General features: G+C 70.1%; 12 protein-coding genes and 1 pseudogene. 6 read left to right on the top strand and 7 right to left on the bottom strand.

Translation table 11 applies throughout. From position 1 onward, the window contains the following. The first annotated feature begins 42 nt into the window (after positions 1 to 42). Positions 43 to 1,089 (top strand): histone deacetylase family protein, encoded by a 1,047-nt coding sequence (locus tag D7W79_RS02680; RefSeq protein WP_120523754.1) that lies wholly within the window; start codon positions 43 to 45, stop codon positions 1,087 to 1,089. Positions 1,090 to 1,098: 9 nt separating this feature from the next. Here D7W79_RS02680 and D7W79_RS02685 read toward each other — a convergent pair whose 3' ends face one another. Continuing rightward, the gene (locus tag D7W79_RS02685; protein WP_120523755.1) at positions 1,099 to 1,833 is read right to left on the bottom strand and encodes a hypothetical protein; all 735 of its coding nucleotides are present in this window, start codon (positions 1,831 to 1,833) and stop codon (positions 1,099 to 1,101) included. A 95-nt stretch (positions 1,834 to 1,928) separates the two neighbouring features. Further along, entirely contained in the window at positions 1,929 to 3,458 is a 1,530-nt protein-coding gene (locus D7W79_RS02690; RefSeq protein ID WP_158616872.1) for an FAD-dependent oxidoreductase, read from the bottom strand. Between D7W79_RS02690 and D7W79_RS02695 the strand changes: the two genes are divergently transcribed. Both D7W79_RS02695 and D7W79_RS02700 read left to right on the top strand, forming a co-directional pair. After that, complete coding sequence (locus tag D7W79_RS02695; RefSeq protein WP_120523763.1) at positions 3,457 to 3,939, top strand: helix-turn-helix domain-containing protein; 483 nt, start codon at positions 3,457 to 3,459, stop codon at positions 3,937 to 3,939. The two genes, D7W79_RS02690 and D7W79_RS02695, sit on opposite strands and share 2 nt — an antisense overlap. Before the next feature lie 173 nt (positions 3,940 to 4,112). Then, positions 4,113 to 5,306, top strand: a complete 1,194-nt coding sequence (locus D7W79_RS02700; RefSeq protein WP_120523757.1) for a FadR/GntR family transcriptional regulator — start codon at positions 4,113 to 4,115, stop codon at positions 5,304 to 5,306. 83 nt (positions 5,307 to 5,389) lie between these two features. On the opposite strand, the gene D7W79_RS02705 is transcribed toward D7W79_RS02700, so the two are convergent. The 4 genes from D7W79_RS02705 to D7W79_RS02720 all read right to left on the bottom strand — a co-directional run bounded on the left by D7W79_RS02705 (position 5,390) and on the right by D7W79_RS02720 (position 9,680). Continuing rightward, the gene (locus D7W79_RS02705; protein WP_120523758.1) at positions 5,390 to 6,013 is read right to left on the bottom strand and encodes an LURP-one-related family protein; all 624 of its coding nucleotides are present in this window, start codon (positions 6,011 to 6,013) and stop codon (positions 5,390 to 5,392) included. Positions 6,014 to 6,055: 42 nt separating this feature from the next. Continuing rightward, entirely contained in the window at positions 6,056 to 6,865 is an 810-nt protein-coding gene (locus tag D7W79_RS02710) for a hypothetical protein (protein WP_120523759.1), read from the bottom strand. Positions 6,866 to 6,977: 112 nt separating this feature from the next. Then, the gene (locus D7W79_RS02715; RefSeq protein WP_208729619.1) at positions 6,978 to 8,900 is read right to left on the bottom strand and encodes a S8 family peptidase; all 1,923 of its coding nucleotides are present in this window, start codon (positions 8,898 to 8,900) and stop codon (positions 6,978 to 6,980) included. A 126-nt stretch (positions 8,901 to 9,026) separates the two neighbouring features. Then, positions 9,027 to 9,680: a glutathione S-transferase family protein gene (locus tag D7W79_RS02720; RefSeq protein WP_120523760.1), complete on the bottom strand. Its 654-nt coding sequence runs from the start codon at positions 9,678 to 9,680 to the stop codon at positions 9,027 to 9,029. A gap of 120 nt (positions 9,681 to 9,800) precedes the next feature. Here D7W79_RS02720 and D7W79_RS02725 point away from each other — a divergent pair, with 120 nt between their 5' ends. The 3 genes from D7W79_RS02725 to D7W79_RS02735 all read left to right on the top strand — a co-directional run bounded on the left by D7W79_RS02725 (position 9,801) and on the right by D7W79_RS02735 (position 14,644). Next, entirely contained in the window at positions 9,801 to 11,732 is a 1,932-nt protein-coding gene (locus D7W79_RS02725) for a SulP family inorganic anion transporter (RefSeq protein WP_120523764.1), read from the top strand. Positions 11,733 to 11,848: 116 nt separating this feature from the next. Next, the gene (locus D7W79_RS02730) at positions 11,849 to 13,519 is read left to right on the top strand and encodes an arylsulfatase (protein ID WP_120523761.1); all 1,671 of its coding nucleotides are present in this window, start codon (positions 11,849 to 11,851) and stop codon (positions 13,517 to 13,519) included. Between the two features lie 123 nt (positions 13,520 to 13,642). Beyond that, entirely contained in the window at positions 13,643 to 14,644 is a 1,002-nt protein-coding gene (locus D7W79_RS02735; RefSeq protein ID WP_120523762.1) for a formylglycine-generating enzyme family protein, read from the top strand. A gap of 3 nt (positions 14,645 to 14,647) precedes the next feature. On the opposite strand, the pseudogene D7W79_RS02740 reads toward D7W79_RS02735, so the two are convergent. Next, positions 14,648 to 14,940, bottom strand: a pseudogene (locus D7W79_RS02740) (threonine/serine exporter family protein); the annotation flags it as partial.

Below are 14,940 nucleotides of genomic sequence, written 5' to 3' on the forward strand. Positions count from 1 at the left end.
TCCCCGCCTGCCAGGGCCGGACGCTGGGTTCCCGGGGGCAGGATGCGTAAGGTCCAGGGGATGACCGCGACGCTGCTGCTCACCGACCCGCTCTTCCTCCAGCACGACGCTGGCGAGGGCCACCCCGAGTCGCCCGCCCGCCTGCGGCGCATCCTCCAGGTGCTGGCGCGCAACCCCGTCGCGGGCACGGTGATGGCCCATCCCCGCTCCGCCACGGACGCGGAAATCCTGGCGGTGCACACCCCGGCGCACCTGGACGCGATGGAGAAGCTGGGGGGCCGCTTCGAGCGCATCGACGAGGACACGGCGGTGTCCCCGGACAGCCTCGACGCGGCGCGGGTGGCCGCGGGCGCGGCGGTGCAGGCCGTGGAGCAGGTGATGGCGGGGCACGCGAGGAATGCGTTCGCGCTGGTGCGTCCGCCCGGCCACCACGCGGAGCCGGGCCGGGCCATGGGCTTCTGCCTCTACAACAACGTCGCCATCGCGGCGGAGGCCGGACGGCAGCTGGGGGCCGAGCGCGTGCTGGTGCTGGACTGGGACGTGCACCACGGCAACGGCACGCAGGCGGCGTTCTGGGGACGGCGGGACGTGCTGTACCAGTCGGTGCACCAGTTCCCCTACTACCCGGGCAGCGGCGCGGCGCCGGAGGTGGGCCGGGGAGAAGGCCAGGGCTTCACGGTCAACTGCGGCCTGCCGGGCGGCAACACCGACGCGGACTACGGGATGATCTTCGAGGAGCTGCTGCTGCCCGTGGCGCAGGCGTACCGGCCGGACCTGGTGCTGGTGTCCGCGGGGTTCGACCCGCACCGCGCGGATCCGATTGGCGGCATGGACGTCACCGAGCGCGGCTTCGCGGCGATGTGCACGTCCGTGCGCAAGCTGGCGGAGGAGGTCTCCGGCGGGAAGCTGGTGCTGGTGCTGGAGGGCGGCTATTCGCTGGAGGGGCTGTCGAACTCCGTGCACGCGTGCATCGAGGTGCTGGCGGGAAGGGATGACAGCTTCGCGTCCGGCGCCACCAACGCGGACGCGAGGGAGGCACTGGCCGCGAGCCGCGAAGCGCTCAAGCCGTACTGGGCCAGCGTGCGCTGACGGGGCGGTTCAGTACAGCGCGTTCCTGTCCATGGGAAGGCCAGCCAGCTCCATCATGAATGCCCCCAGGCCGTAAAGAGCCCCTGCGCGCCCGTCCGGCTCGGGGCTCTGGATGTCCAGGGCCCGATAGCGGCCCTTCCGCCCTCCTTCGAACAGCCACTGTGAACCGTCGAGGTAGACCAGGGAGTTCGGCGGAGCGAAGCGATCGAGGGTCCAGAACCGGGCCTGCTCCAATCGATGTTGGAGGGCCTGCCACTGGGTGGGCGTGAGCAGGATGCGTCTGTCGACAGCCAGGGCCCCCTTGCTGTTGCCCTCCTCCTTGACGTGCAGGGAGTAGACGCTCCCCCGGTGCTCGACGCGAATGAGCCGGTACGGTTCAAAGGAGGGCATCCAGGTGAAGCGGTAGACCTCGCTGTCCGGAGCCAGGGGGAGCAGCGAGTCTTCCTTCAAGGCCAAGAGCTTGTACGAGCACCAGCACTGCTCCAGTTCCAGCAGCTCCTGACTGCGATGACTCATGTCGAGATGCGGCCCCAGGTTCAGGGCCAAGGCCCCGCGAGGAAACAAATCGGGCCAGGTCTCCCCGTCCTCCGCGAAGCAGGTCCGGGTGCCCAGGCTGTCGGTCCTGACGTACTTCGATGGCTCCTCGGCCTTCGGGGACCTGGCCGGTGACTCCGTCCGGTGCGCGCCGGTGCAGGCGCCGAGCAGGAGCAGCAGTCCCCGAGCAGCAATCGCTGATGCCTTCAAGCCCCCTCCTTGCACGCGGTGCCCCGCGTTCCCGTGGATGCAGTCTACCCTTTCGGGGACGGCATCCGCGTGGGCACTCCTGACACAGGCTGTGATCAGGAGCCGCTTCGGAACAGCTGTGCCTCCAGCGTTGCATCGAGGACCTGCTCCGCGTCCGGGACGGGTTCATTCCACCGTGCCGCCACCACGCCATCCGGGCGCACGAGGCAGGCACCACCGTCCCCGACCCCATATGCGTGTTGCCAGCCCTGGACGACGTGGACCCGCAGCGCCATGCGCTCCGCGCTGCTCCACGCCTCGCTCCCCGCGAGCAGGACGAAGCCGTTGCCGAAGAGATCCAGCGTCGACTTGCGCCCCTCCGCTCCGTCCAGCCAGACATGCGGCGCGCGCGTGCCGGGTTCGCCCGTGGGGACGAAGGTCTTCGGCAATGGCGGACCGTCACCGTAGCGGTAGCCCAGGGTGACGGCGTCGTCCTCGACGATCTCCTCGCCCGCCGGAAGCTCGCGTTTCATCATCTTCATCGCGAGCAGCGCGGCCTGGTTCGCGGTGGCAGCAGCCACGGGCCTTCGCTCGGCGTCGTAGGTCTCCAGCAACGCGGGGCCTGCGTGGCCATTCAACACCGCCGCCAGCTTCCAGGCGAGGTTCGCCGCGTCATGGATGCCGGTGTTGGCGCCAAAGCCTCCCGTGGGCGGCATCTGGTGCGCGGCGTCTCCGACAAGAAGGACACGGCCCGCGCTGAAACGCTCCGCGACTCGCTCCGCGCCCTCCCACACGAAGGTCCCGTGGAACGTGGGCTTCAGGTCCGGGATGCCCGTGACGGTGCGCAGCCGCTGTGTCCACCGGGCCTCCGTGAAGTCAGCGGCCGTTTCACGGGACATGTCGATCCGGGTCGCGTGGATCCACCGGTCCTTCACGTCCGTGGCCACGATGACGCCGCCCACCTCCGGATGCGTGAGCACCGCGAAGCCCAGCGGCACCTCCCGCTGCACGGGCGAGAGGTCGGCCTCGAAGAGTGTGGAGAGGTTGTGGCCAAAGGAGCCCCGGCCACGCTGCTGGATGCCTAGCGCCTCGCGCACCGGACTGCGCACCCCGTCCGCGCCAATGAGATACGCCGCATGCACGGTGGACACCGCGCCCGTGTCGCGGTCGAGCACCGTGGCGCGCACGCCTTGCTCATCCTGCGTGAAGCCCGTCAGCTCGTGACGGAAGCACACCTCCACGTCCTGGCTCCTCACGGCGGTCAAGAGGATGGGCTCCAGCCGGTCCTGGCCCAGGAAGACGAACGGACACGGGCTGAGGTCCATCCGCTGCGTGGAGACCGCCCGCGTCTTCCACGAATGCACCGGCCCCGCGAGCGTGACGGCCACCAGTTCTCCGACCACCGTGCCCTCGGGAACGGCCCCGGCCCGTTCCACCTCCTCACCCGCGCACGTGGACCGCAACAACTCCACGGTGCGCGCGTGGAAGCCGCGTGCACGCGGATGGAGCGACGTGCCCGCGTGCTTCTCGATGATCAGCGCGCGCACACCCTGGTGGGCGAGGAACAACGCGGTCGACAGCCCCACGAGGCCGCCTCCGACGATGAGCACGGGGACCTGACGCACCTGCGAGGGATGGGCTTGCATGCCCGGAGATATAGCGCCAGGCCGCGACCCGGTCCTGGCGCAACGGGTGGTCCATCCGGCGAATCGTGACGCGCGGCCCCAGCGGGCCCTGGAGCGCATCGTGGTGGAGGACGCGGACGCCCTGCGCGTGAAGGATCTGGTGGAAGCCGCCAGCCTGTGCCGCGCCCCCTTCCTGCGGGCCTTCCGCGCCAGCATGGGCGAAAGCCCCACCCGGTACCTCCAAGGCTACCGGCTGGCGCGCGCGGCGGAGCGGCTCCGCCAGGGCCAGGCCGCGTCCGTGCTGGCGACCGCGCGCATGTGCGGCTTCGGAGACCCGGCCGCTTCACCCGGGCCTTCCGTTCCCGCTTCGGCTGCGCGCCCCGCGAGTACCTCGCGCCACGGACGAGAAGGCCGCCAGGAGTTCGTCAACCCATCCTGCCTCGAAGTTCTCCGCGAGGCCCCGCACCTCGCGGAGCGGTGGTGGGCCCGACGGTGTGCATGAACGACGCCAAGGCGAGTCCACGTGCAGCGGCGCCCTGCCGGGAACGCCCTCTCCAAACCTGTCCGACAGTCGGACAGGTTCGCGCCGCCTGGCGCCCCAGGGCGGGCTGGCCCGCATCCATGTCAGACCCCCGTGGTTTGGTGCACGAGGCTTGGGCGAGGAGGGCGACGGTGATGGTGCGGGTTGGACTCGTGGCGTACGTGGAGGAGCAGCTCGAGCGGGACATTTCGCTGGGGAGGCTGCCGAGAAGCGGGCAGTTGGGCTCGGAAAAGACGCTGGCGCGCATCTACGGGGTGAGTCGGGGCACGGTGCGCGAGGCCCTGCGGCGGCTGGCGGCGCGGGGCCTGGTGGAGCAGCGCTCCGGACGTCAGACAAGAGCCGTGGCGCTGGATGAGTCGCTGACGCTGGAGAACCTGGGCTTGGCGCTGCATGACGAACGCCGCCCGGAGTGCCGTCGGCTGCTGGAGGGCTTCTTCAGCCTCAAGCGGCAGGTGCTGGTGGAGCTCCTGGCCGACTGCTGCACGAGTGCCTCCGACGCGGCCCTGTGCCAGCTGGAGGACGCCTGCTTCTGGCTTTCGGACGCGGCGCGCTGGAATCCTGGCGCGCGCTGCGCACAGTGGGAGTTCGAGTTGCTGCGGCTCGCGGCCCGGGCTGCGGAGCGTCCAGGGCACCTGCTCCTCATCCAGTCGCTGCAGCGGGCTTTACGGGGCAACGCGACCCGGCTGCTGTCCCTCATGGGCGGCGAGACGCTGCGCCAGTGGGTCTTGTGCGCGATAGAGGCCCTGCGAAATCGCGACGCGCGGGCGCTCCAGCACGAGCTGCCGGCGCTGCTGAAGGCGTGCGATGAGCGCGTGCTGGAGGACTTCGCCCCTGTCCCCCAGGAGCAGGAATCCCCCGAGGCCGAGTGCCTCCCGGAGTGCCACCCTGACGCCCCCGCTTCAGCCTCCGCGCAGGACGATGCGCCCGCCGCGGGCCCCTGCGTGGAGGAGCATGGCCCTGCCCCCCTCGCGCCAGCCGCCGGGGCAACGGAAACGCTCGGTATTGCCCCCCGCGTCCACGAGGGAGCCCTTCCCGTGGAGCCGGACCGCGGGACGCCGCGTCTTCCAGCTGCCCCATGCCTTACTCCCGGCGAGCCGCAGGGTGCGTGCGCCCCTGTGGACGTGACGGGCGCGGCCCCGGGAAACCTGTCCGACTGTCGAGCGGGTGGGAGCGCTTCGTCTCAGGAAGAGGAGCCGCTTGCGCGAGGAGAAGCGCAAGTCGAGCGGGCCGCCTCATGGCCCCCAGGGGCCCACCCCCACCACGAGGACGATGGGCTGTGCCCCTCTGACGCCTCCATGGCCCACACGCCAAAGCCCCCCGCTTCATGACCGGCGACAGCCCTTCGTGCCCACTCGGGCCCATGAGGCTCCGCGCGCCCGCCCTTGAGGCAGAGCGCCCGCGCCGATAGACCTCACCCGCCGGACTGGCGGCCTTCGATGGCGCACAGGAGCACCGCCGCGGCGATGCCCAGGCGCCGGTCCAGCTGGCGCTGCGTGTCCATGGAGAAGTCCAGGTCGATCTTCTGGATGAACGGGTTGAAGTGCTGCCGGAAGCTGAACACCTGCGCACCGCCCAGGGTGCCGGTGAAGGTCTGTGGGAGGAGGTTGGTGAGGAAGCGCCGCACGAGCGCCAGCAGCATGCTGTCCTCCTCCACCCTGCCCACCTCGTTCCCGTCCACGTCCAGGATGAGCCAGGTGTCGCGCAGCATGGAGCTCAGGGCCTTGCGGCGCAGCGCGCCCACCCGCTCGCCGGTGGCCGCGTCGGTGACGTCGTAGGTGGCGCCGAAGTCCAGGATGCTGCGCGCCTGGATGGTGATGAGCTCCTCCTGCATGTCCTCGCCGCTGTAGATGCGCAGGTCCTCCTTCAGCTTGAAGGCCTTCATCTTCGAGTAGAAGGCGACGTTGCCCGCCTCGTCGTAGATGTGGAACGCGCCGCCGAACAGCTTGAAGAACTTGCGGCGGATCATGTAGCGGGACTGGCCGAGGCGCCCGGAGGCAAGCTCACTCCGGGGACGGGGCTGGATGGCGGAGGACATGGCCTCCCTCCCTAGCGCGAAGCGGCACGCGGGACCAGGGGGCTACTTGATGCCCTGCTTCGCCTTGCTCTCCGCCACGGCCTTCTGCGCGGTGGCGTGGATGTTGTCGAACTGGGCGCGGTACACGTCCGAGTGGCTCTTGCCCGTCTTCGCGTCCGCGACGTTCTGGCGCGCCCAGTAGCTGTCGAAGCTGGGGTCCGAGCCCTCCAGGCGCTTGCCGAAGCGGTCCATCTCCTTGGGCCAGCCATGGTTGTCGATGCCGTGCTTCATCACGTCATGGTGGCGCTTGATGCCGTCGTACTCGATGCGCTCCATGCTCTTGGCGAAGTTCTCGCGCCGGGCGTTCAGGTCCCCGCCGAAGGTCTGCTTGCCCTGCACGGCGTTGAGCTCGTTCTTGAAGGCATCGCTCGTGACCTTGCTGAACTTCTTCTGCTGCGCGGCGTTGGTGGCCTCGAAGGCCATGACGCTGGCGCGCTTGGGGCCCGTGAGGTCCGGCCGCAGGCCGATCTGGTTGTCCTTCTTGTAGAACATGCCGCCATGGACCTGGTCCTTGGTGACGACATTGACCGGCTTGCCATCGGACGCCTTCGCGGCGTCGTCCGCCAGCGCCGCGTACTTCGGGTTCTTCAGCATCTCCTCGTGCGCCATCTTGTCGTAGACGGCATGCATCGAGGGGTCCGTGGGCGGCTTCTGCACCGGCTGCTGCTGCACGGTGTTGGGGCCCTCGGTCCGCTGCTTCTTCTGCGGCGGCCCCTCCACCTGGGGCTTGCGGATGGGCGAGGTGAGGTCGTCGTGCTTGCGCTTCACCGGAAGCGACGGACCTGAGCTGAACTTGGAGATTCCGCGGGGCATGGGGGCGCTCCTGAGGGGAGGTTCTGGAGGAACTGGAAGCGCAGGATAGCGCCCGCCATGGCCCGGTGAACACGCCGCGTCACGCACGGCGTGTCCGAACTTCAAGCATCAATCAGTAGCAGAGGTAGTTGTCGTTCCAGGCGTGGGGGTCCGCGCCCTCGTGGATGAGCGTGCAGAGCTTGCCCGCGATGGGGCCCGCCTGCGACCAGGACAGCTGCAGCGGGCTGTTGGACGGCACGCAGAGGAAGTTGTCGTTCCACGTGTGCGCGGCGGGCTCGGAGTCCTCGTAGACCTGCGTGCAGCGCATGCCGGCGATGGGGCCCGCGCTGCTCCACGCGAAGCCGTAGTTCACCGTGGAGCACAGGAAGTTGTCGTTCCACGTGTCCGGGTCCAACGACTCGTTCACCTGGGTGCAGTACCGGCCGGCGATGGGGCCCGCCGAGGACCAGGCGATGTCCGGCATCGTCTGGATGGCCTGGCGCAGGTTGGGCAGCCGGCCGATGTTGCGCGCATCCGCCGCCTGCGCCGTGCCCGTGCTGGCCAGCAGGCCGCGCACGTAGCGCGGGTCGAGCGCGCCCGTGCCGCGCGCACGCGCCACGCCCTGGAGGCTCAGCGCGGAGCCGGTGACGATGGGCGACGCGCTGGACGTGCCGCTGAAGGTGCCCGTGTAGTACTGGTCCTCGCCGTAGGCGGAGCCGAACAGGTCGCCGTAGCCCATGGACGCCACGCTCTCACCCCAGCCGTGCACGTCCACGCGCGAGCCGAAGTTCGTCCAGCACATGGGGACGCGCGTGGTGGCGGTGCTCGCGCCCACCACGATGGCGCCCGAGTCGCGCACGTTGCGGTTGAAGACGCCGCCGTACGCGGCCTCGTCCAGGTTGGCGCTGCCGTTGCCCGCCGCCTCCACCACGGTGACGCCGTTGGCGGTGGCCGTGGCGATGGCGTCGTAGTTGGCCTGCCAGTACTCCATCGCGATGTAGTTGCACTGGCCCTGGTTGCAGGTACAGGGCGTGCTGTCCGCGGGCCCCTGCGCGTGCAGTTCAATCAGGATGACGCCGCCACGTCCCACGGCCGCCGCCGCGTTGGAGATGGCGGCGGCGGTGCCCTGCGAGGCCGCGGACACGCCCACCGTCGCGCCGTGCGCGATGCCCGTCACGCCGTAGCCGTTGGCCGTGCCCACGATTTCACCCAGCACCGCGGTGCCGTGGTTGCGCCAGCCCAGGTCGTTGTACTGCGTGCCAATCTGCGTGAAGAGGCCCGGCATGTCCTCGTGGGTGGTGCGCCAGCCGCCCTCGATGTCCACGAAGCGGATGCCCGCGCCGTTGCCACCAGCCACGCCCCAGGCGAAGCGCGCGTCCACGCCGCTGGGGGCCGCGTTGAGGTAGCCCTGGTTGCCCTCGTACAGCGGCGTCGTGGGAGCGATGTCCGCGGCGGCGAGCAGCGCGCGCAGCGTGGGCTCCATGCCGAAGTTCACCATGGCGGGCTCGGCGGGAGGCTCCGCGTAGGCGACCTCCACGCTGTCCAGCGCGTTGAGCGACGCGACGAGTTCCGCCACGCGCTCCGCGGTGGTGCCGGGCACGAGCGGCACCTCGTAGTAGAGGTTGAGGTCCGCCAGCTGGCGGCCGCTCTCGGACTCGCCCAACACCTTGCGCGCCTCCAGCGAACCTTCTTCTTCCGTGAAGAGGCGGCGGAGCGCGGAGGCACGGGGCGCGCGCTCCAGCAGGGCCTGCGCGGCCTTCACGTCACCGTCGAGCCGGGCCTCGGAGAGCCCACGCCCGGCGAGCAGCGAGCGCTCGGACTGGGAGCGCTCCGTCGCGAGCGGGCGCAGGGCATTGCCCCGCAGGCGCACGCGGCTGCCCTCGTGGAACTTCACCACCAGGCGCTCCACGGGCGTGCCCGACGGCAGCGCCTTCTGCAGACGCTTGTCGGCGGCGACGCGGGGCTGCTGCTCCTGGGGAGCGGCGAAGGCGGTGGTGCACAACGTGAGCCCGACGAGCGCGCCCGTCAGGCGGGAGGCGAAACGCGAAGTGTTCATCCGGTTCTCCGGCGTGGAAGGAGACGTCATCGACGGAGTCACCGGGCCTCCTGCCCGGCTCCTCCGTCGGCCTTCCACCCTAGAATACCCGTCTGACAAGAAATGCGGCTAAAGCCCGGACAGGCCTCAGTTCCCGCGCGGCGTCGCGTCCTGGAACGCGCTCAACTGCGCGGCCAGCGCGCGCTGGAACGCGGGCCGGGCCTCGCAGCGTTCCTTGTAGGCCTTGAGCGCGGGATGGGCGTCGAGCACGTCCGTGTGCCGCAGGATGCGCAGCACCGTGGTCATCATCAGGTCGCCCACGGTGAAGCGATCCTCCAGGTACGGGCGGTCTCCCAGCCACGTGGCCAGCTCGCCCATGCGCTGGTGGATGCGCTTCACCACGTCGGGCCGGTGGAGCTTCGCCCACTCGGCGTCCGGGACGAAGAGGTCGATCTCCGCGAGCTGCTGGATGTGGATCTCCAGCGAGTTCAGCGCCGCGAACAACCACGACAGCGCACGCCCCCGGCCTGCCTCGTCCGTGGGGAGGAGCACGTCGCTCTTCAACGCGATGTGCACCAGGATGGCGCCCGACTCGAAGAGGGACAGGCCGTCCTCCTCGTACACCGGCACCTGCCCGAAGGGCTGCTGCATGCGGTAGTCGGCCGACCGCTGGACTTCGCCATCGATGAGCCTCGCCTGATACGGAAGGCCCGCCTCCTCCAGCGCCCACCGCACCCGGAGGTCTCGCACCAGGCCCTGCGCGAACGGCGGCACCCACTTGAAAGCACTGACGGTGATCATGCCCGGCAGCCTCGCGTCATGCAGGCAGGCATGACCAGCGTCATCTGAAACACCTGTCCGCCCGGATGCCCCTGCCCGGAGGACGATGCCCGTGTCGGGCCCGGTGGCCACCTCGTGCGCATGGGAGACGAAGCGCGCCGGGGCTCCGCGCGGAGCCACACCTCGTGGCTCACCCGCGTCAGTCCCTTCCCGGGCTCGCTGCGGGGCTATGACCGGACGCGCCTGAAGAAGGACCTGGTGGGCGCGCTCACGGTGACGGCGCTGCACATCCCGAAGGGCATGGCCTACGCGCAGCTCGCGGGGCTGCCTCCGCAGGCGGCGCTGTACTCCACCCCGGCGGCGCTGGCGCTCTACGCGCTGTTCGGCAGCTCGCGGCAGCTCATCATCGCGGTGTCCGCCAGCGTGTCGGTGCTGTCCGCCGCCACGGTGGGCGCGATGGCACGGCAGGGCACCCCGCGCTTCGTGGCGCTCACGGCCGCGCTGGCCCTGATGGCGGGTGCCGTGGCCGTGCTGGCGGGCGTGCTGAAGCTGGGGCGCGTGGCGCAGTTCTTCTCCACCTCCGTGCTGAGCGGCTTCGTGTTCGGGCTGGCGCTCATCATCGCCATCAAGCAGGTGCCCAAGCTCCTGGGCATCGAGGGCGCGAAGGGCGGCTTCTTCGAGCGGCTGGGCTTCATCCTCGCCCATCTGGGACAGACGCATCCGCTGACGCTCGCCGTGGGGGCGGCGAGCATCGCGGCGCTGCTGCTGCTGGGGCGGCTGTCGCGGCGCATCCCCGCGGCGCTCGTGGTGCTGGTGCTGGGCATCGCCGTGTCCGCCGGGCTGCACCTGGACGCGAAGGGGGTGGCCATCGTCGGGCACATCCCCGCGGGCCTGGCGCCACCCCAGCTTCCGGACGTGGGCCTGGGCGACCTGGTGAAGCTGCTCCCGGGCGCGTGCGGCATCGCGCTGGTGGCGTTCGCGGAGGCCATAGGCCCGGCGCGCATGTTCGCCGCGAAGCACGGCTACGAGGTGGACCCCAACCGGGAACTGGTGGGCCTGGGCGCCGCGAACCTGGGCGGCGGGCTCTTCCGGGGCTTCAGCATGGGGTGCAGCCTGTCCAAGTCCGCCGCGAATGATCAGGCGGGCGCCACCACGCAGGTGTCCTCGCTGGTGACGGCGGGGCTGACGCTGCTGGTGGCGCTGTTCCTCACCGGGCTGTTCCGCGCACTGCCGGAGGCCACGCTGGGCGCCATCGTGGTGGTGGCCATCCTGGGGATGATGGACGTGAAGGCGCTGACGCGGCTGGCGCGCCTGCGCCGGAGGGACTTCCTGGGCGCGGCGGTGGCGCTGGCGGCGGTGCTGGCCTTCGACGTGCTGCCCGGCCTGCTCATCGCGGTGGGCATGTCGCTGTTCCTCACGGTCTACCGCGCCAGCCAGCCGCGCCTGAGTGAGCTGGGGCGGGTGCCCGGGACGCTGGACCTGGTGGCCACGCACCGCGAGTCCTCCGCCATCACCCTGCCCGGCCTGCACGTCATCCGGCCGGAGGAAGGCCTCTTCTTCGCGAACGCGACGGCGCTGCGGGACCAGGTACTAGCCCTCGTGCGTGACGCGAAGGTGCCGGTGCGCGAGGTGCTGCTGGACCTGGAGCTGACGGAGGACCTGGACGTGCCGGGCGCGGACATGCTGGCGGGCCTGCACGAGGACCTGTCGCACCGGGGCATCACCCTGGCCCTGGCCCGCGTGCACGCGCCGACGCTCCGGTTGCTGGAGCGCACCGGAGTACTGGCGAAGGTGGAGCGGCGGAACGTGTATCCCCAGGTGAGTACGGGCGTGGAGGCCTGGATGGCGCGGCACGAGTCCCAGGCCTGGCAGGAGTGGCGCCTCATCCAGGACGGGCTGTACCTGGTGCGCTCGCGCGTGGACGAAGCGGGCGCGGCGCTGCACGGCGAGGAGCGCCACCGGCAGGAGGACCTCCTCATCCGGCTGGACGAGGCGGACACGCGCATGCGGGAGCTGTTGCGGAACCTGCCGCATCCACCGGCCGATGATGACTCGCGGGGGCCCACGCACTGAGGCCAGCGAGCGTCACGCGGGAAGCGGGACCTGCCTCCTGAGCGTCCGCCCGCCCCGGCCGCCGGAACGATGTCCGGACCGGCCTCCGTGGGCACCTCGTGCCCAGGAGGTGGCGAATGGCAAGCAAGGCGAAGCCCTCGGGCAACGGCCATGGCAATGGTCACGGGAAGCAGGCGAAGCAGCAGCCCAACATCCTGGTCATCTGGGGAGATGACATCGGCTTCTGGAACATCAGCGCCTACAACCAGGGGATGATGGGCTACCGCACGCCCAACATCGACCGCATCGCGAAGGAAGGCGCGCTGATGACGGACTGCTACGGCCAGCAGAGCTGCACCGCGGGCCGCGCGGCGTTCATCACGGGCATGAACCCGCTGCGCACGGGGCTCACCACCATTGGCATGCCGGGCGCGAAGTACGGCCTTCAGGACTCCGACCCCACCATCGCGGAGATGCTCAAGCCGCTGGGCTACACCTGCGGCCAGTTCGGCAAGAACCACCTGGGCGACTCCAATCCCTACCTGCCCACGAACCACGGCTTCGACGAGTTCTTCGGCAACCTCTACCACCTGAACGCGGAGTGCGAGCCGGAGTGCCCCGACTACCCGAAGGATCCGGCCTTCAAGGCGCGCTTCGGGCCTCGCGGCGTGCTGCACAGCTGGGCCACGGACCGCCAGGACGTCACCGAGGACCCGCGCTGGGGCGTCGTGGGCAGGCAGCGCATCGAGGACACCGGCCCGCTCACCAAGAAGCGCATGGAGACGGTGGACGGCGAGTTCCTGAAGGAGGCGCTGGACTTCATGGAGCGCGCGGTGAAGGACGGCAAGCCGTTCTTCCTCTGGCACAACACCACGCGCACCCACGTCTTCACGTACCTCCAGGAGAAGTACCGCAACGCCACGGGCTATGGCCTCTACGCGGACGCGATGCGGGAGCTGGACGACATCGTGGGCGTGCTGCTGGCCAAGCTGGACGAGCTGGGCATCGCGGACAACACCCTGGTGGTGTTCTCCACGGACAACGGCGTGGAGAAGATGGGCTGGCCGGACGGCGGCAACAGCCCGTTCCGCGGGGAGAAGGGGTCGACGTGGGAGGGCGGCGTGCGGGTGCCGTGCGTGGTGCGCTGGCCGGGCGTGGTGGAGCCGGGGCGCGTCATCAACGACATCTTCGCGCACGAGGACTGGATGCCCACGATGGTGGCGGCCGCGGGCGGCCCCCCGGACCTCGCGGAGAAGTGCAAGCAGGGCTACAAGGTGGGGGACAAGACCTTCAAGGTCTACCTGGACGGGTACGACCAGCGGGGGCTGCTGGCGGGCACGGAGGAGGGCCGCCGGCACGAATTCATCTACGTGCTCGACAGCGGCAACCTCGCGGCGGTCCGCTACAACGACTGGAAGATCATCTTCAGCTACCAGGACGGTGAAGGGCCGGACATGTGGTTCAGCGGCAAGCGCTTCAACCCGGCGTGGCCCTACCTCATCAACCTGCGCTCGGACCCGTTCGAGTACGCGACGCACTCCGGCCTCTACACGCAGTGGTACGGCGAGCGCATGTTCACCTTCGTCCCGGCGCAGATGCTGGTGAAGCAGTTCGCGGAGAGCCTCATCGAGTTCCTGCCCAGCCAGGCCCCGGGCAGCCTGAGCATCGGGCCGCTGAAGGAGCGCGTGAAACAGAAGATGGCGGAGGCGAGGAAGCAGAAGGAGGAGCCCAGCATCAGCGACCAGGTCATGTCCCTGGCCAACGAGGTGGAGCAGTTCATCCACCGCTTCCAGCAGTCGCATACGTAGCCGCTCGGGTCCGTCGGGCGGTGGAGCGTCCATCCCTCCACTGCCCGACACCCGCCCCGGCCCCCGGTGCGAGTGTCATTCGGGGCGCCGGGCCGGATGTTCTCCGTTGGAGGACTTCCAGCCATGCACCGCAACGACAGCCGCGACGCCACGCCTGACGCGGAGCCCACCGACACCGCCGCGCGACCTGGCCGCGCTCCGTTCCCGGACATGGTCTGGATTCCTGGCGGCACGTACTGGATGGGCTCCGACCACCACTATCCCGAAGAGGCCCCCGCGCATCAGGTGACCGTCTCCGGCTTCTGGATGGACCGCTTCACCGTGACGAACGAACAGTTCGCCCGCTTCGTCGAAGCCACCGGCTACGTCACCGTCGCGCAACGCCCTCTCAATCCCGCGGACTACCCCGGCGCCACGCCGGAATCGCTCGTGCCCGGCTCGCTCGTGTTCCAGAAGGCCCACGGCCCCGTGGACCTGGGCAACGTGGCCAACTGGTGGAGCTATGTCCCCGACGCCTGCTGGAAACACCCCGAAGGCCGCCGCTCCTCCGTGAAGCACCGCCGCGACCACCCCGTCGTCCACGTCGCCTTCGAGGACGCGGAGGCCTATGCCACCTGGGCCGGCAAGGCCCTCCCCTCCGAAGCCGAATGGGAGCGCGCCGCGCGCGGAGGTCTGGACCGCAACGAGTTCTGCTGGGGCAATGACTTCACCCCGAACGGCGAACACCTGGCCAACACCTGGCAGGGCTACTTCCCGTGGCAGAACCTGCGCGAGGACGGCCACGAGGGCACCTGCCCCGTCGGCGCCTTCCCTCCCAATGGCTATGGCCTCCACGAGATGGCCGGCAACGTCTGGGAATGGACCACCGACTGGTACCAGGAGCGCCACCAGGGAAACAAAGGCAAGGCGTGCTGCATCCCCGTCAACCCTCGCGGCCCCGCCACGGCCCAGGGCAGCCAGGACCCTTCCACGCCCGCCATCACCCTCCCGCGCCGGGTGCTCAAGGGCGGCAGCCACCTGTGCGCGCCCAACTACTGCCGCCGCTACCGGCCCGCGGCTCGCTCGCCACAGGCCGTGGACAGCGGGGCCAGCCACATCGGCTTTCGCTGCATCGTGCGCCCGTAGCCGCTACGCACTGCTGGCGTCGTACTCCATGGAGATGCGCGGCGGCACCACCACCGTGGCGAACACCAGCCCCAGCACCAGCTGGAGCGCCACCAGCAGCACGTTGAACAGCCGGGCATCCTCCGCGCCCGCGCTGCCCGCGCCCAACAGCGCGACAATGGCCTCCGTGCCGATGAAGCCCGGCGCCAGCTGCAACATCCCGGGCATGATGACCGTCATGGGCATCCGGTCCCTCCCGCGTCCGTAGAGCAGCCCCCCCACGCCCAGCACGAACGCGGCCACGATCGGGCTGCCCC

Source organism: Corallococcus exercitus (assembly GCF_003611585.1).
GTDB lineage: Bacteria > Myxococcota > Myxococcia > Myxococcales > Myxococcaceae > Corallococcus > Corallococcus exercitus.

What these genes read in the sequence shown, in the direction of transcription:
- D7W79_RS02680 (WP_120523754.1), top strand. Translation starts at nt 43, where the DNA reads ATGCGTAAGGTCCAGGGGATGACCGCGACGCTGCTGCTCACCGACCCG.
- D7W79_RS02695 (WP_120523763.1), top strand. Translation starts at nt 3,457, where the DNA reads ATGCCCGGAGATATAGCGCCAGGCCGCGACCCGGTCCTGGCGCAACGG.
- D7W79_RS02690 (WP_158616872.1), bottom strand. Translation starts at nt 3,458, where the DNA reads ATGCAAGCCCATCCCTCGCAGGTGCGTCAGGTCCCCGTGCTCATCGTC.
- D7W79_RS02700 (WP_120523757.1), top strand. Translation starts at nt 4,113, where the DNA reads ATGGTGCGGGTTGGACTCGTGGCGTACGTGGAGGAGCAGCTCGAGCGG.
- D7W79_RS02705 (WP_120523758.1), bottom strand. Translation starts at nt 6,013, where the DNA reads ATGTCCTCCGCCATCCAGCCCCGTCCCCGGAGTGAGCTTGCCTCCGGG.
- D7W79_RS02710 (WP_120523759.1), bottom strand. Translation starts at nt 6,865, where the DNA reads ATGCCCCGCGGAATCTCCAAGTTCAGCTCAGGTCCGTCGCTTCCGGTG.
- D7W79_RS02715 (WP_208729619.1), bottom strand. Translation starts at nt 8,900, where the DNA reads ATGAACACTTCGCGTTTCGCCTCCCGCCTGACGGGCGCGCTCGTCGGG.
- D7W79_RS02720 (WP_120523760.1), bottom strand. Translation starts at nt 9,680, where the DNA reads ATGATCACCGTCAGTGCTTTCAAGTGGGTGCCGCCGTTCGCGCAGGGC.
- D7W79_RS02725 (WP_120523764.1), top strand. Translation starts at nt 9,801, where the DNA reads ATGGGAGACGAAGCGCGCCGGGGCTCCGCGCGGAGCCACACCTCGTGG.
- D7W79_RS02730 (WP_120523761.1), top strand. Translation starts at nt 11,849, where the DNA reads ATGGCAAGCAAGGCGAAGCCCTCGGGCAACGGCCATGGCAATGGTCAC.
- D7W79_RS02735 (WP_120523762.1), top strand. Translation starts at nt 13,643, where the DNA reads ATGCACCGCAACGACAGCCGCGACGCCACGCCTGACGCGGAGCCCACC.